Source organism: Actinomadura vinacea (genome assembly GCF_039532545.1).
In the GTDB taxonomy this organism is placed as follows: Bacteria; Actinomycetota; Actinomycetes; order Streptosporangiales; family Streptosporangiaceae; genus Spirillospora; species Spirillospora vinacea.
Map to the genome: position 1 here is coordinate 150133 of NZ_BAAARW010000022.1, position 21189 is coordinate 171321.

The window sequence follows — 21189 nt, forward strand, 5'->3', positions numbered from 1 at the left end:
TCGGCGGGCGAACATCTCTGTGAGGCCGCCGTCGCACCTTCGGAAGGATCCGCCCATGCAGCAGCCCGATCCGGCCGCCCTCCCTCTGGAGAGCAAGGCATCCCTGCTCTCTGGAGGGGACTTCTGGTCCACTCAGTCGCTCGGCGAGGCTGATGTGCGGGCGGTGGTGCTGACCGACGGCCCCCATGGCGTCCGCCGGCAGAAAGCCGACGCCGACCACCTGGGCTTCCACGCGAGTGAGCCCGCCACCTGTTTTCCTCCGGCCGTTGCCGTCGGATCCAGCTGGGACGTCGAGCTCGCCGCACGTGTGGGGGAGGCGGTGGGCCGGGAGGCCCGTGCGCTGGGTGTCGGAGTCATCCTGGGCCCTGGCGTGAACATCAAGCGGTCCCCGCTGTGCGGGCGCAACTTCGAGTACTACTCCGAGGACCCGCTTCTGTCCGGCATCCTTGGCGCCGCGTTCGTGCGGGGCCTGCAGGCCCAGGGCGTGGGAGCGGCCGTGAAGCACTTCGCGGCCAACAACCAGGAGACCGACCGGATGCGCGTCAGCGCCGACGTCGATGAGCGCCCCCTGCGCGAGATCTACCTGGCGGCCTTCGAACGTATCGTCACCGAGGCGCGCCCGGCCGCCGTCATGGCCGCCTACAACCGGATCAACGGTGTCCCAGCCTCGGAGAACAGATGGCTGCTCACCGATGTCCTGCGCGCGGAGTGGGATTTCGAGGGCGTGGTCGTCTCGGACTGGGGCGGCGTCGGCGACCGGGTGGCGGCGCTGGCCGCGGGTCTCGACCTCCAGATGCCCGGTCCGGACGCCGCGAACGACGCGGCGATCGTCAGGGCGGTGCGCGCGGGCCTCCTGGACGAGGCCGTCGTCGACGCGAGCGTGCGGCGTGTGGCCGGGCTGGCCGAACCGGCCGTCGCCCCGGAGCCCGATGAGACCGTACCCGCCGAACACCACGCCCTGGCACGGGAGTTGGCCGCGGACTGCGTCGTCCTGCTGAAGAACGACGAGCACACCCTGCCGCTCGCGGCGGGGGTGCGCCTCGCCGTCATCGGCGAGTTCGCCGCCGATCCGCAGTTCCAGGGCGGCGGCAGCTCCCTGATCAACGCCACACGCGTCGACACCCCGCTGGAGGCCATCCAGGCCCTCGGCCACACCGTGACCTACGCGGCCGGGTTCACGACCGGCGGGGAGGACCCGGAGGCGCTGCGCGCGGAGGCCGTACGAGCCGCCCGCGGGGCCGAGGTCGCCGTGATCTTCGTCGGTCTGCGCGGCGAGACCGAGGGGGTGGACCGCGAGCACATCGACCTGCCCGCCGATCAGGTTGTGCTGCTGCGCGCGGTCGCCGCCGTCGCCTCGCGCACAGTGGTCGTCCTCTCGACCGGCGGTGTGGTGTCCCTGGAGGGCTGGCACGACGACGTCGACGCGATCGTGGCGGGCTGGCTCCTTGGACAGGCCTCGGGCGGTGCCCTCGCGGACGTGCTGTCCGGCGTCGTCAACCCGTCCGGCCGCCTGGCCGAGACCATCCCGCTGCGGCTGGAGGACACCCCCAGCTACCTCACATTCCCCGGTGAGGCCGGCCATGTCCGCTACGGCGAGGGCGTGATGGTCGGCTACCGCCACCACGAGACCGTCGGACGCGCCGTCCGCTACCCCTTCGGACACGGTCTGAGCTACACCACGTTCAGCACCGGCGACCTGGCCGTCGACGTCACCGGCGACGACACCGCCATCGTGCGGGTCACTGTGACCAACACCGGAGAACGGCCCGGCAAGCACGTCGTCCAGGCGTACGTCGCCACCACCGCCGGCCGCGTCCGCCGGCCCGCACGCGAACTGCGTGCCTTCACCAAGGTCGCCCTGCGGCCTGGGGAGTCCAGCACCGTCCAACTCCCACTGGACCGCAGGGCGTTCGCCTACTACGACATCGAAGCGGGCCAATGGGCGGTCGCCCCCGGCACGTACACGGTCCAGATCGGGGAGAGCGCCACCCGCATCGTCGCCGAACAGACCGTCACCCTCCCCGGCGACACCGCCGCGACCGCCCTGTCCCTCGACTCCGCCCTGGGCGACTGGTTCGCCCACCCCGTCGCCGGCCCGCTGCTCCGCGAGGCGCTCATGGCCGGGGCGACCGAGGAACAGCGCCGACAGGGGGAGGCCAACAGCGACCTCATGGACATGGTCGCATCCATCCCGGCCCGCCAGTTCCTCCACTTCCCCGGCGTCCCTGTGTCCACCGACGACCTGACCGAGATCCTGGAGGCGACTCGATAAGCCGCGACCCCGGCCTTCGTCCGGGGCGCGTCCACCGCACCAGCCGAGGGCAACAACCTCAACAGCGACTGGTGAAGCGGTGACCCGGCCATGGCGGGGATATGAGGCTGCTGTCCAAAGCCGTCCTGAACGCCTACCGGTTCGGCATCGAATGGGCCCCCAGCGAACCGGAGCCCGGCGAGTTCTCCAAGGCCTGACTCGCCCGCTACCGCCGCATGATCGACACCGCGCGCGTTCTCGGCCTTGAACCGGTCGTCGCCCTGCACTAGTTCAGCAGCCCTCGCTGGTTCACCGGTGGCGGCGACACGATCGGGTTCGCCGGGTGCGGCTCCCACGGGCCGGAGGGCGAGTCCGACCGCGTGACGCAGACCCCGGGCCCGTGCCGCCTTCGGTCACCAGGAGGTACCACAGGTCACCGCGCCGGATCAGGGTGCGGTCCCTCCATGTGGCCAGGCCGGTGCCGCTCCAGATGATGCGCGGCTCGGAGAGCACTCTCGCGACGCCGGTGATGACCATGCCCCCGTAGCTGTGTCCGGCCAGGATCACGTTGCTCAGGTCCTCGTAGGTCAGGACCTGGATGACGTCGTTGATGTGGAAGTCGAGGTCGATGTCGTTGCTGAGCAGTTGGGAGCGCTCGCCGACTCCGGTCAGGGTCGGGGTGTGGACGTCGTGTCCGGCCTGCCGCAGGATCCTGGCGACGGGCTGGTAGCACCAGCCGCCGTGAGCGCCGGGTACGAGGACGTAGGTGGCCACGTTCGTTCTCGTTGCCTGTCGTGGGGGTTCTCTGTCGGGTGTGCGGGCGCAGGGACGTCTATACCTTCTGGGCGACTGTTTCGGCGGGGGCCCCGCGCGCGGTGGCGCCCTCGCGTTGCCGGGGGAGGAAGGAGGCCAGGCGCAGGGCGAGGAGGGCGGCGCTGGCGAAGGAGGTGCGGATGGCCGCAGCAGAGTATTGAGACAGTTGGCGGCAGCCGTCTCGGACACCGGTACCGCGCCCAAGGGCCCCGTAGGCGGCATGGCTGGTCTCCGTAGGAACAGGCAGGTGTGGGGGATTTCCCGCCGCCTTAAATCAACGGGTTGATTTTAAATCTGGCGGGTTCTGCATCTCCAAATCGGGCCGTACGCTTTCGTCGTTTGACCTCGCCGACCTGGTCGAGGGCCTGCGGTGGCCTGGTGGACGGGCCTGCGCGGGCTGGTGTGATGTCCCGAAGCGGTGGTGACGATGGTCGGCAGGGTGAGGCGGGACGAGCGGGTCAGCGCGACGCGGGAGGCGCTCCTGAGCGCGGCGGAGAGGCTGTTCGCCGAACACGGGGTGCATGCGGTCGCCAACCGCCAGATCAGCGAGGCCGCCGGGCAGGGCAACAACGCCGCGGTCAGCTATCACTTCGGCACCAAGGTCGACCTGGTGCGCGCCATCGCCCGCCGGCATGCCGAAGCGATCGAGGTCGGCCGTCTGCGCATGCTGGCCGAGATCGGCGACTCCGCCGACCTGCGGGACTGGGTGGCCTGTGCGGTCCGCCCCGTCACCGGGTATCTGGAGGCCCTGGGTACGCCCAGTTGGTACGCCCGGTTCATCGCCCAGGTGACCGACGACCCGGCCCTGCGTGCGGTCACGGCCGAGGAGTTCGCGGCCGGAGCGCCCTCGATGCGGAAGCTGCAGGATGGTCTGAACCGCTGCCTGCCCGACCTGCCGGCCGAGGTGCACGCCGAACGCGCCGCCATGACCCGTCACTTGATCACGCAGATGGTCGCGGACCGGGAGCGCGCCCTCGCGGACAACGCGCCGACGTTCCGCGCCAGTTGGGGTGAGGCGGCGAACGGCTTGATCGACGCGATCGCCGCCCTGTGGGAGGCGCCGGTCACGCGCGAGGGCTGATCGCCGGCCGGCTCCGGTGCGGACCGCGAGTCGGCTGCCTACGCCGACGCGACCGGAGTCATCTTCCTCATCGCCGCCCTCGGCTTCGTCGCGGCGGTCCTGCTGAAGCCGGTGACGCTCCGGACCAGCCTGGACTCCTCCGAACCGGCCCCAGCGGCCATCGACGTGCCTGATACGAAGTAGTGGGACTCGTCCACGTCGATCATCTGAGGAGTTCCCCATGTCCGTAGTCGAGACCTCCCGGCCCGAGGTCCGCATCGCCGCCGGTGTGGTGCGCGGCCGCACGGAGGACGGTCTGGCCGTTTTCCGTGGCATTCCGCACGCCGAGCCCCCGCTCGGCGAAGCCCGCTTCCAGGCGCTGCGGGTTCATGGCATGCCGGACGTCGGCGGAAACGCTCACATCCGCGACCCGCACCGTTGACCACCGAGGGTGCCTCGCTTTCCGAAGAGAAGTCGGCTCGCGGGCCCGGCCTCCTATGCCGAGCTGCGATGGCGCTGTTCAGCGGGTGGGGTGGCGAGTTCGCGGAGGAGGTCTCGGGTGCGGCGAACCGACGCGGCGTGGTCGGGGCCGACGGGGACGATGTTGACCCAGATGTCGGTCGCTCCGGCGTCCAGAAGCGACTGGAGTTGGCGGCGCACCGACGTCTCGTCGCCGACGAGGGCCGCCTCGGCCGGGGACCGGGCACCGCCGATGTCCATGATGCGCTGGTAGTTGGCCATCCCGGCGTACGTTCCGGCGGTGGCCGCGACCGCCTCCCGGGCTCGCGCGGCATCGTCGTGGACGGCGACGGGCAGCCCGGCGACGATGCGGGGCGCCGGCCGGCCGGCCGCGGCCGCGGCGGCGTGGATCCGGGGCGCGATGTGGCCGTCGATCGCTTTGGCGGGTGCCATCCACAGGATGGTGCCGTCGGCGTACTGGCCGGCGACGCGCAGCAGCCGGGGCGACAGGGCCGACAGCAGCACGGGGACGGAATGGTCGCCGGCCGCCATCCGGCCGCTGCTGCGGGTCGTCCAGTCCTCGCCTTGGAAGTCCACGTCCTCGCCGCGCAGGAGGCCGGTGAGAATCCGGATGTACTCCTCGGTGCTACGGCCGGGGTGGTCGTAGGACATGCCGTACACGTCCCGGATCATCGGCTCGTGGGACGGGCCGATGCCGATGGTCAGGCCGGGGCGGCCCATGGTGGCGGCCACGGAGACGGCGCGGTTGGCCTGCAGCAGCGGATGGCAAGGATAGGTCTGCAGGACGGCGGTGCCGAGTTCGATCGCCGAGGTCTCCCGCCCGGCGAGGGCCATGGGGGTCAGCGGATCGCCGGTGACGATGCTGGCGTACCACAGCGAGGTGAAGCCGTCCTCCTCGGCCCGCTTCGCCTGCTGGATGATCTTGTCGGGGGTTGAAGCACCGCCGGTGAGGCCGATGCGCATGCCGCGTCCTCCATGGGTGTCCCGCGGCGCCGAGATCTCACACCGCGCGGGGAAGTGGTCGGGCCGCGCCTCGAACCGGGATTCATCGGGGCGAGGCACATGTTTCTCTTCGGTCGGCTACGGACGCTCGGGTGATTCGATGTCGATCCGATGGGTGCCGCTGTCCAGTCCGCGGTCCGCGGGGGCCCTGTCCCGCGGCACCAGCCGGGTGAAGGCGCCCCCGTCATCGGATGGTCGCCGGCGGAGCGGACGACCAGCGAGCGGGAGCGGGCGTCTCCAGCCGCAGCGGGCGCTGGTAGGACAGGTCGTCCTTGTCGCGCGTTCCCTTGAGGTAGCCCTGTTCCTGGAAGAACGAGGATTTCAGGACGGAGGCGTCGGCGGTGAACATGACCTCGACGGTGGAACGTCGCAGCGCGATGCGCCACCGGCCGTCTCGCCGCTCGAGACGGTCGAGGTAACGTCCGTTGACCACCTGTGCCGTCCGTCCGTCCTTGCCGAGCAGGACGACCAGCGAGTAGCTCTCGCAGTGGGCGACATCGCCGTCGATGTCGCAGGAGTGGGTCGTGATGTTGTGCAGGTGGATCTGCGACGTCGCGGCGTGCGCCGGGTTGACCCAGCCGGCGTAGTCGGCGCCGGAGTTGACGGTGAAGCCGTGCTCGTCGGTGCCGTCCGGGTGATAGGCACCGGTGATGAGGTCGTCGTCGTGACGGTCGCAGCCGCGCGCGTGGCGGGCGACGCAGTCGAGGATCTCGGCGCGGTCTTTGAGGTATCGCACGTCGCGCCGCAGCGCCTCGAGGTCTTCGCCGGTCATCTCAGGCGACCGCCTCGTCGCCGACGAGGGTGGTGCGGTGCATCAGCCGCAGGGACGTCGGTTCGAACGGGAGGGCGCGGTGCAGCATCCCGGTGTTGTCCCAGATGACCAGGTCGCCGCGCCGCCAGCGATGCCGCAGCGTGAAACGCGGCCGGGTCGTCCACTCGAGCAGCCGCTCCAGCAGTGCCCGCCCTTGCTCGGCCGGACGGTCCAGGACCTCGCCCGCGGTGGCCCCGACGAGTAGCGACTTGCGGCCGTTACGCCGGGTCCACACCAGCGGGTGGACGCGGGACGGCACCTTCTCCCAGGCGGCTCGTTCCCCCGCCGAGGCGTCGGGGTTGGACCGGGCCTGCGCGGCGGCGAAGCTGTGGAGCACGCGAAGGCCGTCGAGTTCGGCCTTCTCCGCCTCGGGAAGCGCCTGGTAGGCCAGGTAGGTGTTGGCGAACTCGGTGTCGCCGCCGGCGTCGTCGACCTCCCGGGCAGTGAGCAGGGTGGCCTTCTGCGGGAGCTCGTCGGTCAGGCCGTCGACGTGCCACAGGAAGTTGCCCTGCCGGTAGGAGGCGAGCACGGCGTTGGTCTTCGCCGGGTCCAGCGTGATGGTGGCGATCTCCGGATGGCGGTGCTCCCCGGTCTTGGCCACCACCACCTTGCCCAGCAGGCGGCTGAACGCCACCAGGTCCTCGTCGCCGATGTCGAGCTCGCGGTAGACCACGACACCGTGCTCGTCGAGTGCCGCCTGGCACTCGTCCGCGGCCCGGCGGTCGACCAGCTGCGCGCCGGAGGCACCGGTGATCTCGACACCGAACGGTTTGAGAGGGGTGAACCCAACGGTCATCGCGTACCTCCGAGGTGTTTCGCAATCGGGGAACGACCGCAGCGCTCTCTGCGGCCGTGTCTACGGCGCGTGAGCGTGCGATCGCTCTTCAACTTCGCGGAACCGCCCATCTCTCACGCGCTCCTTGGCTCTGCGAGGCACGCCGTGCCGCGTCCTTAGGCGTTCGCCTAAATTCCATTAGGCACATGCCTAACATCGGTGGATCGCGCGGGTCAAGGCCCAGATACAGTGGCCGGGTGCTCCATACCGGCAGATCCGTCCCCACTCGGTGGTCGGGGGCGACATGAGCGATTCCCCGCCCGCCAGGGACTCCGGGACCCGGACCGCGCTGATCGACGCGGCGAACCAGCTGATGCTGGAGGAGGGCTACGCCGCCGTCACGACCCGCAAGGTCGCCGCGAGGGCAGGAGTCAACCAGGCCTTGGTGTACTACTACTTCCGCACGATGGACGAGCTGTTCTTGGCCGTCTTCCGGCGCGGCGCCGAGGCCAGCCTCAAGCGCATGGAACGCGCCGCGCGGGCCGACGACCCACTGCGCGCGCTGTGGCAGGTCAGCAGCGAACCTCGGGACAGCGCCCTGACCATCGAGTTCATCGCCCTCGCCAACCACCGCCAGGCCGTCCGCGCCGAACTGGCCTCCTACACCCGCAGATTCCGGGAGCGGCAGCAAGAGATCATCGAGCACGTCCACGGCTCCGGCGACGTAGGCGGGCCGACCCCGGCGGCGATGACCGTCGTGACCGCCGCCCTGTCCCGCATCCTGGCGATGGACGGCATGCTCGGCATCACCGCCGGCCACGACGAGGTGCTCACGCTCATCGAGGAGTACCTGGCACGTGCTGCCCAGTCGGACAGTGGCGCCCCGTCCTCCAGCCCAGCACCCTAGTGCGGGTCCCATTTTGAGACGGCCCACCGACTCGGCGACCGAGATGCTGACGCATCGCCGACCGGAAGGGACGCGAAGTGGTGGAAGAAGCGGCTCGCGGCGCACCGGCGTACGGAGTGCACAACCACGAGGTGGACGCCCTGGCCGCCGAGGGCGTCGTGTGACGGGACCGTCTGCGGCCGGTCGATGATCGTGGCGGCCGGCAACAGATCCCGGGCACCCTCCGGCGGACGAACTCGGACGAACGGAGATGGCGGCTTGCGGCAATCGTGGTCCACTGCCCGGCGCTCGCCCTCGCACGCTTGAGCAGCTCGTATGTTTTCCTTTCCCGCGTCCAGGCCTCCTGACAGCATCAGCCCGTGCGGGTACGGCTCCCTCTTGGCGTCGTGATGCCGCCATGCCCGATTACGAGGCGTAGACGGTCTTTGCCTCGTCTCTGGATGTCACCCGCGGCGGGGGATCAGCCGGAAGTGTTGGACCAGGGCTCACTGTCGGCGAGGCTGGGTGAAGCGCAGCATGTTGCCGGAGGGGTCGCGGAAAGCGCAGTCGCGGACGCCATAGGGCTGGTCGATCGGCTCCTGTATGACCTCGGCACCCGCGCCGCGGACGCGCTCGAAGGTCGCGTCGCAGTCGTCGGTCCTGAAGATGACACCGAGCGTCCCGGTAGAAGGCGAGCGCCTTGTCGTGGTCATCGACGGCGCTGTGTCGCCTCGTGCGGTTTGCCGCGTTGAGCGTCACCGGGCACCTTCAGAAGGCGTCTGGTCGGTGCCAGGTGGAACGGATGAGCGGACTGATCAGGAATCGAGAAGTGCTGATCACTCGGCCGTGGTTAGCGTGGTCGGCATGGACGGCACGATCCATCAGCCGCATGATCGTGGAGATGATGGCCAAGGGGACTTGCACCGGCGTCCACGCCGAGGTCGTCCGGGAGCAGACCGAGCAGGAGTACGGGGTCCACGATCGTGCGGGCAACCTGATCCGGATCCAGGAAACCGCCCGACGATCGCGGCCATGGCTTGTAGACGGCAGCGTTCGGCCGCCAACGTCGTTGTGACATGGGGCATCGGCTCAGCGAAGCGACACCCGCGAGGGGTCCCACGCGGCTCCGCGTAACGAGGGGAGACATGATGAGGACGGACGGGCGGTCGCGTGCGCCGCACGCTGCCGACAGCCACGATGTGATCCGGGTGCACGGCGCGCGCGAGAACAATCTCAAGGACGTCAGCATTGAGATTCCGAAGCGGCGGCTGACGGTGTTCACCGGTGTCTCCGGCTCGGGCAAGAGCTCGCTGGTGTTCGACACGATCGCGGCGGAGTCGCAGCGGCTGATCAACGAGACCTACAGCGCTTTCGTGCAGGGCTTCATGCCGACCCTGGCGCGGCCCGACGTCGACGTGGTCGAGGGGCTGACGACCGCGATCATTGTCGACCAGGAGCGGATGGGCGCCAACGTCCGTTCCACGGTCGGTACCGCCACCGATGCCAACGCGATGCTGCGTATTCTCTTCAGCCGGCTCGGGCAGCCGCACATCGGCTCGCCGAACGCATTTTCTTTCAATGTCGCCTCGGTCCGGGCGAGCGGCGCGATCACCGTCGAGCGCGGTGCCGGCAAGGGGGAGACCGAGAGGAAGACCTACACCGTTCTCGGCGGAATGTGCCCGCGTTGCGAGGGCAGGGGCAGTGTGAGCGACATCGATCTGGCCCAGCTCTACGACGACGGCAAATCGCTCAACGAGGACCCGTTCACCATCCCCGGTTACAACGGCGACGCCGGGTATGCACGGGTGTTCGCGGAGTCGGGCTTCCTCGACCCGGACAAGCCGATCCGTGACTTCTCCGAAGCGGAGCTGCGCGATTTCCTGTATCGCGAGCCGACCAAGGTGAAGGTCGGTCGCATCAATGTGACCTATGAGGGGCTGGTTCCCAAGGTTCAGAAGGCGTTTCTGTCCAAGGACCGGGAGGCGATGCAGCCGCACGTTCGGGCGTTCGTGGACCGGGCGGTCACTTTCACCGCCTGTGGCGGGTGCGGCGGCAGCCGGCTCAACGAGGCCGCCCGCTCCTCGAAGATCAACGGGATCGGTATCGCCGACGCGTGCGCGATGCAGATCAGCGATCTCGCCGAATGGGTTCGCGGTCTGCAGGAGCCTTCGGTGGCGCCGCTGCTGGCCGCGCTGCGGCACACCCTTGAGTCGTTCGTGGAGATCGGGCTGGGCTACCTCTCGCTCGACCGGTCCTCGGGCACTCTGTCGGGCGGTGAGGCGCAGCGCACCAAGATGATCCGCCACCTGGGATCCCCGCTCACCGACGTCACCTATGTCTTCGATGAGCCCACCATCGGTCTGCATCCCCATGACATCGCGCGGATGAACGATCTGCTGCTGCGGCTGCGGGACAAGGGCAACACGGTGCTGGTCGTGGAGCACAAGCCCGAGACCATCGCGATCGCCGACCACGTCGTCGACCTCGGTCCCGGGGCCGGTGCGGCCGGTGGCGCGGTCTGTTTCGAGGGCCGCGTCGCCGGGCTGCGGGCCGGCGACAGCCTCACCGGCCGTCATCTCGATGACCGGTCCGCTGTGAAACAGAAGGTGCGGACGGCCACCGGCGCGCTGGAGGTCCGTGGTGCGAGGGCGAACAACCTGCGCGATGTCGATGTCGACATCCCGCTGGGGGTGCTGGTCGTCGTCACCGGGGTGGCGGGCTCGGGCAAGAGTTCGCTGATCGGCGGCTCGGTGGCGGGGCGGGACGAGGTGGTGTCGATCGATCAGGGCGCGATCCGGGGGTCGCGGCGGAGCAATCCGGCGACCTACACCGGGCTGCTCGATCCGATCCGCAAGGCGTTCGCGAAGGCCAACGGGGTGAAGCCGGCGCTGTTCAGCGCCAACTCCCAGGGTGCCTGCCCCGCCTGCAATGGTGCGGGTGTCATCTACACCGATCTGGCGATGATGGCCGGTGTCGCCACCCCCTGCCAGGAGTGCGAGGGCAAGCGGTTCCAGGCCTCGGTGCTGGAGTATCGTCTCGGCGGCCGCGACATCAGCGAGGTGCTTGCGATGTCGGTGACCGAGGCCGGGAAGTTCTTCGGTGAAGGCCAGGCGTGCACGCCGGCCGCGCACCGCATTCTCGACCGGCTCGCCGACGTGGGGCTGGGCTATCTCGGTCTGGGCCAGCCGTTGACCACGTTGTCGGGGGGCGAACGGCAGCGTCTGAAGCTGGCCGCCCGGATGGGCGACAAGGGCGGTGTCCTCGTCCTGGACGAGCCGACCAGCGGTCTGCACCTGGCCGATGTCGAGCTGCTGCTGGGCCTGCTCGACCGGCTCGTCGACTCCGGCAAGAGCGTCATCGTCATCGAACATCACCAGGCGGTCATGGCGAACAGCGACTGGATCATCGACCTCGGCCCCGGCGCCGGTCACGACGGCGGCCGCATCGTCTTCGAAGGCACCCCCGCCGACCTCGTCGCCGCCCGCTCCACCCTCACCGGCGAACACCTCGCGGCCTACATCGACGCCTGACCGACCTCAGACCTTCACAGACACCCCGCGAGGGGCGAGCGCCATGGCCGGCGGCTATGACCTCATCGGCGTGCTGCGCCGCCCGACGCCCCCGACTCGGTGCCGCCGCTGATCGGGGAGGCCGGGGCGATCGGCGTCCGGCACGAGGACGGCACCGCGACGGTGGGCTGGCCCACGCCGTCCCGCAGGCTGGACGGGGGACGAGTACGGCGACGTGGTCGTCGACACCCGCAGGTCGCGCGAGGTCTATCGGGAGTGGCCGGCCATGACCCGGCCCGGGCCGAACGCCGCCGGGCTGCGCCGCCCCGAGTTCATGATGCGCCCGGTGAAACCGAAGCGGCGGGCCTTCCATGTCTGATCTCGAGCGGGCCGTCCGCGCCGCCCTCGCCGGGGTCGAGGACCCCGAGCTGCACCGTCCGATCACCGACCTCGGCATGGTCGCCGAGGTGCGGGCCGGGGCGGCGCGGCCGGATCCGGATCCTCCTCACCACCGCCGGCTGCCCCATGCGGGAACGGCTGGGCGCCGACGTCGAGGCCGCGGCGCGTGCCGTCCCGGGGACGCGGGAGGTCAGGGTCGAGCTCGCCGCCATGACCGCGTGCCGGCGGGCCGAACTGGGCGAGCGGCTGCGCGGGGAGACCGGCAGGGTGCGCGGCGGTGGCGCTGGCCCGTGCGGGTCACCGGGTGGGCGTCCTGGACGCCGACGTGTGGGGGCCGTCGATCCCGTCGCTGTTCGGCGTCCGCCGCGCCCCGATCGCGCTCGGCGGGGCGATGCTGCCCGTCGAGGCGCACGGCGTGCGGCTGATGTCGACCGGCTTCTTCGTCGACGGGACCGAGCCGCTGGTGTGGCGCCCCCATGCTGCACAGGCGCTGCAGCAGTTCCTGGACGACGTCCACTGGGGCGAACTGGACGCGCTCCCTGCTCGAACTGGTACAGGACGCGCGGGTCGTCGTGGTCACCACGCCGCAGCCTGGTCGGGGTGCCTCTTCCGCTCTCCCCGTTTAGGGACCGCGCGCCGGGTGCGCCCCGCCCGGCCCGGGCGGCGATCCGCAGCAGGACCCGAGCCTGCGGGGACGGCTCGGTGCGGCGGCGCCACACCGCGCGCAGCCGCCTGGTCAGCTCGATCCCCGTCACCGGGACCCGGACGAGCTGGCCGGTGCGCAGCTCGTGCTTGACGGCCAGCGCGTTCAGCACGGCGGCGCCCGCCCCGACCGGCTCCTTGATGGCCGCGGTCGAGGAAAGCCCCAGATGCGATTTGTCGTCCCGCAGGTCGCCGAGCACCCGTCCAGCGTCCTGGCCGCCAGGTCCGCGCCGGTGAGCGGGGCGCGGACGCCCGCTCAGGGATGGCTCGGGCCGGCCACCACGACCGGCTCGTCGTCGGCGACCACGAGCTCGTGCAGCTCGCCGTGCGCGGCCGGGTCCTCGATGAATCTTGACCGAAAGGAGCAGGTCGAGGTCGGCGAGCTCGGGAGTCCCCGGCCCCGCCGCCCAGCGCGCCGCGGTGTTGTCAGAGGTGAGGGGCGCCGATCTCGATCGTCGCCGGCCGGGAGCCGGTCATCACGAGCGCCCCGCCCGGCTCACCGTGGACGGCGAAGCAGGATCGACCACCTGCGTGGATCGCAGCGGAACCTGGCCCGGTCACTTCGCGCGCATGGTCTTCAGCGGGGCTTCGCTGTCGCCGGCGGCCAGGCGCAGGCGTGTGAGCACTTCGATGAGGGTGTTCTGATCGTCGATCTCGCTGCCGGGCAGGCCGAATGCGATCTCGCGGAGGGCGTCGGTGGTCTCGGCGAGCACCGTGCGGCCCTTGGCGGTGATGGAGACCTGGATGGCGCGGCGGTCGGTGGGGTGCGGGGTGCGTTCGATCAGGGCCTGTGCCTCGAGCCGGTCGGTGGCCAGGGTGGCGGTGGAGGGGTGCACCATCAGGTTGCGGCCGAGCTGGCTGATGAGGCGGGTTCCGGTCTCGCTGAGCTGGAGGGTCATCAGGAGCATGTAGTCGGTGAGGTTGAGCTTGTGCGGCCGGAGCCTGGATTCGGCGGCCTCGACGATGAGGCGGTGGATGCGCAGCACCGAGCTCATGGCGATGAAGGCCTCTTCGGAGTCGCCGAGGTCGTGGCGGCGCCAGAAGTGGCGGGCCCAGTCGATGGGGTCGGCCTGCGCCTTGGCCTCCGAGGCGTTGGTGGCTGAGGCGGCGCTGCCCCGAGACCGTGCTGCCATCGTTCGCTCCTGGTGTCCGGGATGGTGCGACGGTCGGACCGGCCGCACCGCAACAGTTTAGTCCGAGACTTCACAGGCTCCGATACAACTGGACGTGTGGCCGTCGGCCTCGGCAAAAAGCCCTAGTGAAAAATTATTGAGTCCAAGCAGATCTGGTGAAGGGCGGCCAGAACCGCGCGGCGGAACTTCGGAGGGCTCGGACGTGCCGGTCGGCGGCGCCGGCATCCGGCGTTGCCGAGTAGTCGCTGTTGAAGTAATCGGTGGTTAGAGCTTGCTGCCTTCTATCGCCCGGGATCGTGTCCGAAGTCCAGAGTCGTCCTGTCGTCGACTCTGGGGAGGCGCAGGAGTGAAACTGAAACGGCCGAGGCGCGAGGGGCTCCGGCAGCGTGGCCGATGTGCTGCGAGGATGACTCTCGCGGGGCTCCTGACCCTTACCGTGGCAGGCGGTGCGAGCGCACAGCGGGGACATGGGCCGGGCGCCGATCTCAGCGCCCTTGCGGGCAAGCGCATCCTCCTGGCCAATGACGACTCGGTTCAGGCCGCTGGAGACGACGGCAAGGACGGACGCGGACTGTTCGTCCTCCGCAAGGCGCTGTGCGAGGCGAAGGCCGACGTCGTCGTCGTGGGCCCATGGGCGCAGCAGGGCGGCCGCGGCCGTTCCACCGCCGCTTCACCGCACGTCACCGTCGCGCCGCCGACGGCGACGCCCGCGCAGTACGTCAAGGACTGCTCGACGGCGCCCTCCGGCGGGCTGGTCGTGGGCGTCTGCCAGGGGGCCTCCACGTGCACACCGGCCTCCTCCTCCGTCACGCCCGCCGACGCCGTCGAGGTGGCACTGGGCGCTTTCCTGCCCCAACGGGTCGGGTGGAGCGGCGGACCCGACCTCGTCCTCACCGGCGTCAATCCGGGCGCGAACACCGACCTGGCGGCGAACCTGTCCGGGACCGTCGGGGCCGCGACCGCCGCCGTGGAGAAGGGCCTGCCGGCGGTGGCGGTCAGTGCGGGCACGCGTGCCACGAGCGTCCCGTCCGACGACACGTACCGGACCGCGGCCGTGTTCGCGGCGAAGGTCGCGGCCCGTCTGTTCTCCCGGAAGGCCGCCGGGAAGCTCGTCCAGCACCGGCTGTTGCTGAACATCAACTGTCCGGACGTCGCCCACGGTACGACCCCCTCGCCGCGATGGACACGCCTGGGACGAGTGCAGCTCGACCGCTTCGCGTACACGGCGGCGGGCACGGACACCTATCGGCTCACGTTCGGGCCCGCGGAGCCCGCACCGAGCCTCGATCCGCGCAGCGACACGGCGGCACTGGTGAACGGCCATATCAGCGTCGGCGCCATAACGGCCGACCGCGACGCTACCGGCGACCTCGCCTGGTTGCGGTCGGCCGCCCTTGCCGACTGACCCGCGTCCCGGTGCCGCGGGACGAGGCATCGGAGCGGCTCACATGGGGTGTCAGATGGTGAGGACGAGCTTGCCCTTGGGATGGCCGCTTTCCAGGTGGCGGACGGCGGCCTGGGCTTCCGTCAGGGGATAGGTGCGGTCGATCGCCGGGGCCAGCTTGCCGCCTTCGACCAGGTCCTTGAGCGTGAGGAGGTCCTTGTGGCGGGCGGTGCTGTAGAAGGTGCCCATCCGCTGGCGGACGAAGAGGGAGAGGAGGGAGGCGCGGAACGCGCGGTCGATGCCGCCGAGCCAGGCGCCGCCGCCCTCGCCGCCGACGATGACCAGGGTGCCCCTGGGGGCCAGGACGCGGCGGAGGAGCGACAAGGGGCGGTTGCCGGCGTTGTCGACGATGATGTCGTAGCGCCGCCCCGCGTCGGTGATCTCCGCGCTGGTGTAGTCGATGACGTGGGCGGCGCCCAGGGACCGGACGAAGTCGGTGCTGTCGGGGCCGCAGACGCCGGTGACTTCGAGGTCATGGGCGAGGGCTATCTGGACGGCGAAACTGCCCACGCCCCCGGAGGCGCCGATGATGAGGACCTTCTGGCCGGCGCGGGCGCGGCCCTTGTCACGGAGGGCCTGCAGCGCGGTCAGGGCGGAGACGGGGATGGCGGCGGCCTGCTCGAAGGTGAGGCCGGCCGGCTTGGGGACGACCTTGTCGGCCTTGGCCCGGGCGTATTCGGCGAAAGAGCCGTCGCAGTTGCCGAAGACCTCGTCGCCCGGCTTGAGACCGGTCACCTTCGCGCCGACCTGCTCGACGCGGCCGGCGCCGTCCCAGCCGCGGACCGGGTTTCTGGGGCGGCGGAGGCCGAAGGCGAGGCGGGAAACGCGCGGCAGGCCGGTCATGAGGTGCCAGACGCTCGGGTCGACGCCCGCGGCGTGTACCCGCACGAGCACCTCGTCGTCGGCGGGCACGGGACGGTCGATGTCCCGCAGCTCGAGCACGTCGGCCGAGCCGTAGACGTCCTGGACGATCGCTTTCATGGCGTTCTCCCTGGCCTGGAGGTCGAAGCGGGCGCTTCGTCCAGGGTTTCGCCGCCCGTGGCCGGAGGGATGGCCGTTCAGCGGGCCGGAAGCGGCCACCGGCCGGCCCGCGTGGTCCGGCTTCCGGTGTTCGGGGCCGCCAGGCGCAGGTCGATGGCGGTGTGACGGAGTCCTGCACGGAGATACTGGTGACGTGATCTGGGGGCGTGGTGAGTACCGGCTGCAGAGGCAGCAGGGTGGAATCGGGCATTTCGCGCATGTAGGCGTCGAACTCGTGCGCGAGTCGAACGGGCCTGTCGTGGGGGTGGCCGAGAACACCGGCCCTTTCAACCCCGTGCAGTATGCGGACTGGTTCGGGTGGGCCGCGGACGGCTGCACCCGAGGACGGCTGCTCGCCCATGAGCAGGGCGTGGACGTGGGCGCCTGGCAGGTGCGGATCGTCCGGCTGGCGGGGCTCGAGGTCCATACCCAGGCCGACGCGATGCGGACGGCGGGCGCGCTGGCGACGCTGGAGGCGTTCGGAGTGGGGGAGCTCTTCCGCGCCGCCTTCAACGGGGCATGGGACGCCGTGAAGGCCCGCTCAGGGGCCTAGGTGTGCTGTCCGGACAGGTTGGTGATGCACGCACCTGAACGCCGCTCACGACGAACAAGACCCATAAGACTCGCCCTAGCGCGGGATGGCCTGCCGGCAGGCTGAGCCCTTGCAGCCTTGGAGCCGGGTGAGGTGACGGTCCAGCTGGGCCCGGACTTGGGCGTACCGGGGATCGTTGTGGACGGAGCGTTGCTCGTACAGGTCGGTCTTGTAGTCGTAGAGCTCCCGTTCGCCGCTCTTGAGACGCATGTAGAGGTAGCGCTCGGTACGAATGGCCTCGTAGGCGATGCTGAGGACCTGCCTCTGGTTCCGCTTGCGGGGCCCGGGGAGGTCCTGGTCGAGGTCGCCCTGGGCGGCGGCGCGGCCTGCGGTGTCGGCCGCCGTCGGCCCCTGCTGGTTGCCGCCGACGACGGTGGGCAGGGCGCCGTCGCCGCCTTCGTGCAGGAGCGGCCTGGTGGTGCGCAGGTCGGGGCGGCGGGCGTAGGGGAGCATGGAGCGGCCGTCCACCATGAGGCCCGGGCGCACCCCGGTGGCCTCGGCGATCGTCGGGGCGAGGTCGATGTTGGCGACCCCCTCCTGTGACGTGCGGCCGGTGGGCAGCCCAGGACCCCGCATCATGAACGGGAGATGCGCGGAGGCCTCGTGCGGCAGGTACTTGCCGGCGGGGATGCGGTGCTCGCCGAAGAAGAAGCCGTTGTCGGAGGTGAACAGCAGGTAGGTGTTGTCGAGCTCCCCGCTCCTGTCCAAGGTCTCGACGATGCCTCCCACTGCTTCGTCGACCGCGAGGAGGGCTTCCAGGCGGCCCCGGTAACCGGTCTGGACGCGTTCCTTGGCCGCCGCGTCGAGCCTCGGACGGTTGCGCATGTAGCCGGGCTTGTCGCTCACGTCGGCCTCGTCGAACGAGGGTTTGCGCGGCAGCGGCTCGTCGGAGAACCTGCCTTTGTGGCGAGGGGCGGGACGGGGCGCCGGGCCGATTCCCCCGTTCTCGCCGTGCGGCGCCAGGAAGGCGACGCTGAGGAAGAACGGCCGGTCTCCTGACGACCTGCGCTTGATGAAATCGGTGGCCTTATCGCGGTAGACATCGGTCTGGTAATACTTCGGGTCCTCGACGTCGGCCTTGCCGTAGGTCGTGAGCCTGCCGTTCTCATTGAGCGTGTAGCCGTACATCTGGTACGTCGTCGGGTCGAGGGAGCCGCGCCATTCGGTCCACCCTGGCGGTACGTAGTACTTGTCGCGCCTGCCATAGCCGTTGGGGTACTTGCCGATGTGCGAGGTCGCGTATCCGGCGTTCTTCAACCACACCGGAAGGGTGTTCTTGTCGTTGAGCTTCTCGTACCCGCCCTGGGGCAGGGCGTTGTGCCGAACGCCGTTGTTGTGGGCGAACTGGCCGGTGAGGTACGACGCCCGTGACGGGCAGCAGAGCGGCTCCGAGGCGTAGTAGCGCGAGAACGTCACGCCCTGCCCGCCGATCAGCCCGCGCGTGCGCGACATCACCCGCATCGATTCCAGCCATTGGTCGTCGGTCATGATGACGACGACGTTGGGCCTTTCCTTGCCCGCGCCGTCGGCGCCCGCCCATTCGGCCGGGGCGCCGCATCCGGCGATTCCTGCAACCGTCGTCAGGAACGCGGTGGCCGGCACGATCGTGAGGGCGCGCCGGCGTCCGCGGCCGGTCTTCGATTTCCACGGCATGTTTCCCACCTCCGCCTCGCGGTTGCTGTCCGGCCATTCGAGTGGATGAACCTGAGAAATGGCTGGGAAGGCGGGAGTGGCAGCACGGAGGCAGGGATTAAGTGCCGACCGGAAACGGGTGGTGCAGTTGGCCGTTACTCAAGGCGTCAGGGCTTGCGGCCCGTCCCGCGCGATCGTCGCGCAGGCGGGTCTGCGGCAACGCGGTGAGTTCGGCGCCATGCCCTAGGAGGCGCGGCGGCCTCCTCCCGGCCCATGACGGCCGTTCCCCGAGGGCATCGGCCGGGCGGGCGGGGTGTTCAGCGGAGCCGTCTCCGCGGCCACCGGGCCGGGCTTGGCCGGGACGGCCAGCATGGCCAGGGCCGATTCCATGTCGGAGGCCGTGGGCACGCGCCGGGTCACGCCGGCGATGTCGCAGATCCGGCGCACCAGGCCGGTTCGGGGCAGCACCACCAGCAGCGGGACGCCCATCGCGTCGGCCCGCACCTTGGCCCGGAAGATCGCGTTGGGGCCGCTGGAGTCGCAGAACGAGCAGCCGCCCAGATCCATGACGAGAGCGGGCGCCCCCTCCCGCAACCGCCGCAGCGCCTCCGTCAGGAGGAGGTCGCCGTTGCTGAGGTCCACTTCCGCGGGGAACCGCACCACTGCCGGCCCGGTGGTCTCGGAGATGCGGTCAGCACCGACCTTCATCGCTGAGCGCTCCCTCCCGGGCCGTCATCGGCCCCATCGCCGGTCGCTCGTGCTCCTCGATGAGCACGTGACTGGACCTTAAACCCCGAACCTGAGCGAAACCTGAAAGAAATGGTCAAGTTCGGGCAGAGATCTGCCCAGGGCTTGGCAGCGGCGAGGGGGAGGGTGCTTCGGGCGACCAGGGCGTCCTCGTCCGACCGGGAAGCGGTGAGGGGACACCGGAGCATGGCGGACCCTTCCGAGCGGGCTCTATAGCGCTATGGCATAAAACAATTATCCGAACCGTGATACGGCCGGACATGTGCGCTGGACGCCACTCAAAGGTGTCCTGACGGGAATGACGAGCGGTGGCTCGTGCCCTTCCTGTCGGCCCACACCCGCTCGGTATACGGCATATCGGATCGGCCGCGGCCTTGTGGGCGGGCCGGGGCGCGCGGTGGCCGTCCTGGCCTGCAGGACGGGCGCGGGTGGGGGCGGCGGCGACCGTCCCGATCGGCCGCGCGGCGGTGCGGGACGCGGCCCGGGCGCGGGTCCGGCGCCTTCGGGCGGGCCGTCAGTGCCCGCCTTCGAGGTGGCGATTGCGCAGTTCAGAGGGGTGGTGAAGGGACGTGTCGCGGCCGAGGAGCCAGGCGGTCAGGGTGGCGTGGTAGGCGTCGAGCGAACGGATCAGGGCGCGCCGATCGGCCGGCCGCATGGGGATTTCGGCGATCTTGTGACGCAGGTCGTCACGAGCCGCCTCCCACGATTCGCGGAGTTTTCCGGTCGCATTGCTCATGTCCTTGACCGTAACAGGCGGCGGCCCCCGGACTGGAAAGATCTACCTTGCCGGTCGCTTTTTCTATGAAGGTCGCCGACGCGTCTCCACCCTTCCGTGTGATCTTTTTTATACTCGCCCATTGGTATTCGGCGAGGGGCTGCGCGGAAGAGCGGCCGTGAACCATTGCCCGCCGGCAACCCCTAGAAAGGGGATGAAATCCCCAAATATCCCGCAGTATCGGAGTTCGGGGTGCGATGCGAGCCGGGCGGACGGGTGCGTGGGGTGGTGGGGGCAGTCCGTCCGCCCGGCCCGCGGCCGGTGTCGGCCCCGCGTTCCCCGCGGGGCCGTCGGCCGGGTGTCACCCCGGCCGGTAGCCGATCGCGCCGACGGCGAGCAGCCCGCCGGCGGCCGCCGACGTCAGCCGCACGTCCGGCGTCATGGCGTCGTCGGCGATGTCGATGCACCCGGCGAACAGCACCACATGGCCCAGCCGGAAGGCCGCCGCGGCCCATCCGGGCGGCGCCCCGAGCCGCTCGACCCGGCAGAACGGCCGGGCCGGCGGATCCCGCGGGCCGCGCACGGTCAGGGTGCCCTGCCGGTCCAGCCACACCTGCCACCCCGGCGCCGGCGGGACCAGCAGGTCGTGCGCGTCGGTGACCAGTTCCAGCCCGGTCTGCAGGCACGCCGCCAGCAGCGCCGTCACCGGTTCGCCGCCCGCCCCCGCCTCGGGCGCGGGCGTGCGCCTCGGATCGTCCAGGAACACCAGCGGCAGGTCCCCGCCCGGTGCGGGAAGCACCGTGAGCAGGACGTCCAGGTCGAAGGTCACCGTGGTCCGCCGCTCGGGCGAACCGTCCTGGAACGCGCGGTCGTGCATCGGCCACCCCCTTGGGCGTGTCTTACGGATCTACGTTCTGTTGCGCGCCGCCCAGGCACGCACCTCGCCGCGTTGTCGGTCGACAGCCGAACCCGGACTGACTCCCTCCTCCGCCTCGCGATGCACGCACCTGGACAAGACCCAAAAGACACACCCTCGGCAGGCGGGGCGGCCGGGCCTCGGGACCGGTGCAAGGGAGTGGTCTTCTTCCCCGGGACCCGGCCGCCCCCTCGGTCCCCCGTCGTGCGACCGCCCGGAACCGGTCCAGGGGCGGACGGCCGGACCGGGCGAAGACGAGGGATTTGACCGTAACTCCGCAGGTCAAAGAGGTGAAGTGAATC

General features: G+C 70.4%; 21 protein-coding genes and 4 pseudogenes. 12 read left to right on the top strand and 13 right to left on the bottom strand.

Features of this window, described 5'->3' with window-relative positions; all coding sequences use genetic code 11:
* Window positions 1–55 precede the first annotated feature (55 nt).
* Window positions 56–2272, top strand: a complete 2217-nt coding sequence (locus tag ABD340_RS30560) for a beta-glucosidase (RefSeq protein WP_344593625.1) — start codon at window positions 56–58, stop codon at window positions 2270–2272.
* Window positions 2273–2560: 288 nt separating this feature from the next.
* Here ABD340_RS30560 and ABD340_RS30565 read toward each other — a convergent pair whose 3' ends face one another.
* The gene (locus ABD340_RS30565; protein ID WP_344593627.1) at window positions 2561–3025 is read right to left on the bottom strand and encodes an alpha/beta fold hydrolase; all 465 of its coding nucleotides are present in this window, start codon (window positions 3023–3025) and stop codon (window positions 2561–2563) included.
* Window positions 3026–3491: 466 nt separating this feature from the next.
* On the opposite strand from ABD340_RS30565, the gene ABD340_RS30570 reads away from it, so the two are divergent.
* Entirely contained in the window at window positions 3492–4145 is a 654-nt protein-coding gene (locus ABD340_RS30570) for a TetR/AcrR family transcriptional regulator (RefSeq protein WP_344593628.1), read from the top strand.
* Window positions 4146–4183: 38 nt separating this feature from the next.
* Here the strand turns inward: ABD340_RS30570 and ABD340_RS30575 are convergent, their stop codons facing one another.
* On the bottom strand, window positions 4184–4351 hold the full coding sequence (locus ABD340_RS30575) for a hypothetical protein (protein WP_344593630.1): 168 nt from the start codon (window positions 4349–4351) through the stop codon (window positions 4184–4186).
* 14 nt (window positions 4352–4365) lie between these two features.
* Between ABD340_RS30575 and ABD340_RS30580 the strand changes: the two genes are divergently transcribed.
* Window positions 4366–4566, top strand: a complete 201-nt coding sequence (locus ABD340_RS30580) for a carboxylesterase family protein (protein WP_344593632.1) — start codon at window positions 4366–4368, stop codon at window positions 4564–4566.
* Between the two features lie 53 nt (window positions 4567–4619).
* Here the strand turns inward: ABD340_RS30580 and ABD340_RS30585 are convergent, their stop codons facing one another.
* The 3 genes from ABD340_RS30585 to ABD340_RS30595 form a co-directional block, all read right to left on the bottom strand.
* The gene (locus tag ABD340_RS30585; RefSeq protein WP_344593634.1) at window positions 4620–5567 is read right to left on the bottom strand and encodes a TIGR03564 family F420-dependent LLM class oxidoreductase; all 948 of its coding nucleotides are present in this window, start codon (window positions 5565–5567) and stop codon (window positions 4620–4622) included.
* A 223-nt stretch (window positions 5568–5790) separates the two neighbouring features.
* Complete coding sequence (locus tag ABD340_RS30590; RefSeq protein WP_344593635.1) at window positions 5791–6378, bottom strand: nuclear transport factor 2 family protein; 588 nt, start codon at window positions 6376–6378, stop codon at window positions 5791–5793.
* Between the two features lies 1 nt (window position 6379).
* On the bottom strand, window positions 6380–7213 hold the full coding sequence (locus tag ABD340_RS30595) for a TauD/TfdA dioxygenase family protein (protein WP_344593637.1): 834 nt from the start codon (window positions 7211–7213) through the stop codon (window positions 6380–6382).
* Between the two features lie 283 nt (window positions 7214–7496).
* Between ABD340_RS30595 and ABD340_RS30600 the strand changes: the two genes are divergently transcribed.
* Window positions 7497–8099 carry a TetR/AcrR family transcriptional regulator gene (locus ABD340_RS30600; RefSeq protein ID WP_344593638.1) on the top strand — a complete coding sequence of 201 codons (603 nt, stop codon included), beginning with the start codon at window positions 7497–7499 and terminating at the stop codon, window positions 8097–8099.
* A gap of 485 nt (window positions 8100–8584) precedes the next feature.
* Here the strand turns inward: ABD340_RS30600 and ABD340_RS30605 are convergent, their stop codons facing one another.
* Window positions 8585–8791, bottom strand: a complete 207-nt coding sequence (locus ABD340_RS30605) for a VOC family protein (RefSeq protein WP_425547473.1) — start codon at window positions 8789–8791, stop codon at window positions 8585–8587.
* Between the two features lie 89 nt (window positions 8792–8880).
* On the opposite strand from ABD340_RS30605, the gene ABD340_RS30610 reads away from it, so the two are divergent.
* The 6 genes and pseudogenes from ABD340_RS30610 to ABD340_RS48145 all read left to right on the top strand — a co-directional run.
* Window positions 8881–9153 carry a hypothetical protein gene (locus ABD340_RS30610; protein ID WP_344593640.1) on the top strand — a complete coding sequence of 91 codons (273 nt, stop codon included), beginning with the start codon at window positions 8881–8883 and terminating at the stop codon, window positions 9151–9153.
* Between the two features lie 73 nt (window positions 9154–9226).
* Complete coding sequence (locus tag ABD340_RS30615) at window positions 9227–11608, top strand: ATP-binding cassette domain-containing protein (protein ID WP_425547478.1); 2382 nt, start codon at window positions 9227–9229, stop codon at window positions 11606–11608.
* A gap of 214 nt (window positions 11609–11822) precedes the next feature.
* Window positions 11823–11966 carry a hypothetical protein gene (locus ABD340_RS30620; protein WP_344593642.1) on the top strand — a complete coding sequence of 48 codons (144 nt, stop codon included), beginning with the start codon at window positions 11823–11825 and terminating at the stop codon, window positions 11964–11966.
* A pseudogene (locus tag ABD340_RS48135) lies at window positions 11959–12048 on the top strand (iron-sulfur cluster assembly protein); the annotation flags it as partial. The gene ABD340_RS30620 and the pseudogene ABD340_RS48135, both read left to right, overlap by 8 nt.
* A 37-nt stretch (window positions 12049–12085) precedes the next feature.
* A pseudogene (locus ABD340_RS48140) lies at window positions 12086–12175 on the top strand (iron-sulfur cluster assembly protein); the annotation flags it as partial.
* Between the two features lie 88 nt (window positions 12176–12263).
* Window positions 12264–12512, top strand: a pseudogene (locus ABD340_RS48145) (P-loop NTPase); the annotation flags it as partial.
* Between the two features lie 142 nt (window positions 12513–12654).
* Here ABD340_RS48145 and ABD340_RS48150 read toward each other — a convergent pair.
* Both ABD340_RS48150 and ABD340_RS30630 read right to left on the bottom strand, forming a co-directional pair.
* Window positions 12655–12888: pseudogene (locus ABD340_RS48150) on the bottom strand (LysR substrate-binding domain-containing protein); the annotation flags it as partial.
* Window positions 12889–13245: 357 nt separating this feature from the next.
* Window positions 13246–13821, bottom strand: a complete 576-nt coding sequence (locus tag ABD340_RS30630; RefSeq protein ID WP_344593646.1) for a MarR family winged helix-turn-helix transcriptional regulator — start codon at window positions 13819–13821, stop codon at window positions 13246–13248.
* 406 nt (window positions 13822–14227) lie between these two features.
* Between ABD340_RS30630 and surE the strand changes: the two genes are divergently transcribed.
* Window positions 14228–15226, top strand: coding sequence for a 5'/3'-nucleotidase SurE (surE, locus tag ABD340_RS30635; RefSeq protein ID WP_344593648.1), 999 nt, complete (start codon window positions 14228–14230; stop codon window positions 15224–15226).
* 51 nt (window positions 15227–15277) lie between these two features.
* On the opposite strand, the gene ABD340_RS30640 is transcribed toward surE, so the two are convergent.
* On the bottom strand, window positions 15278–16246 hold the full coding sequence (locus tag ABD340_RS30640; RefSeq protein ID WP_344593650.1) for an NAD(P)-dependent alcohol dehydrogenase: 969 nt from the start codon (window positions 16244–16246) through the stop codon (window positions 15278–15280).
* A 193-nt stretch (window positions 16247–16439) separates the two neighbouring features.
* On the opposite strand from ABD340_RS30640, the gene ABD340_RS30645 reads away from it, so the two are divergent.
* Window positions 16440–16838 carry a hypothetical protein gene (locus tag ABD340_RS30645; RefSeq protein ID WP_344593652.1) on the top strand — a complete coding sequence of 133 codons (399 nt, stop codon included), beginning with the start codon at window positions 16440–16442 and terminating at the stop codon, window positions 16836–16838.
* Between the two features lie 75 nt (window positions 16839–16913).
* On the opposite strand, the gene ABD340_RS30650 is transcribed toward ABD340_RS30645, so the two are convergent.
* The 4 genes from ABD340_RS30650 to ABD340_RS30665 all read right to left on the bottom strand — a co-directional run bounded on the left by ABD340_RS30650 (window position 16914) and on the right by ABD340_RS30665 (window position 20848).
* The gene (locus ABD340_RS30650) at window positions 16914–18530 is read right to left on the bottom strand and encodes a sulfatase family protein (protein WP_344593653.1); all 1617 of its coding nucleotides are present in this window, start codon (window positions 18528–18530) and stop codon (window positions 16914–16916) included.
* Window positions 18531–18752: 222 nt separating this feature from the next.
* Window positions 18753–19217, bottom strand: a complete 465-nt coding sequence (locus ABD340_RS30655) for an STAS domain-containing protein (protein WP_344593654.1) — start codon at window positions 19215–19217, stop codon at window positions 18753–18755.
* A gap of 553 nt (window positions 19218–19770) precedes the next feature.
* The gene (locus ABD340_RS30660) at window positions 19771–19992 is read right to left on the bottom strand and encodes a hypothetical protein (RefSeq protein ID WP_344593656.1); all 222 of its coding nucleotides are present in this window, start codon (window positions 19990–19992) and stop codon (window positions 19771–19773) included.
* Between the two features lie 340 nt (window positions 19993–20332).
* Complete coding sequence (locus ABD340_RS30665; protein WP_344593657.1) at window positions 20333–20848, bottom strand: hypothetical protein; 516 nt, start codon at window positions 20846–20848, stop codon at window positions 20333–20335.
* Between the last annotated feature and the right edge of the window lie 341 nt (window positions 20849–21189).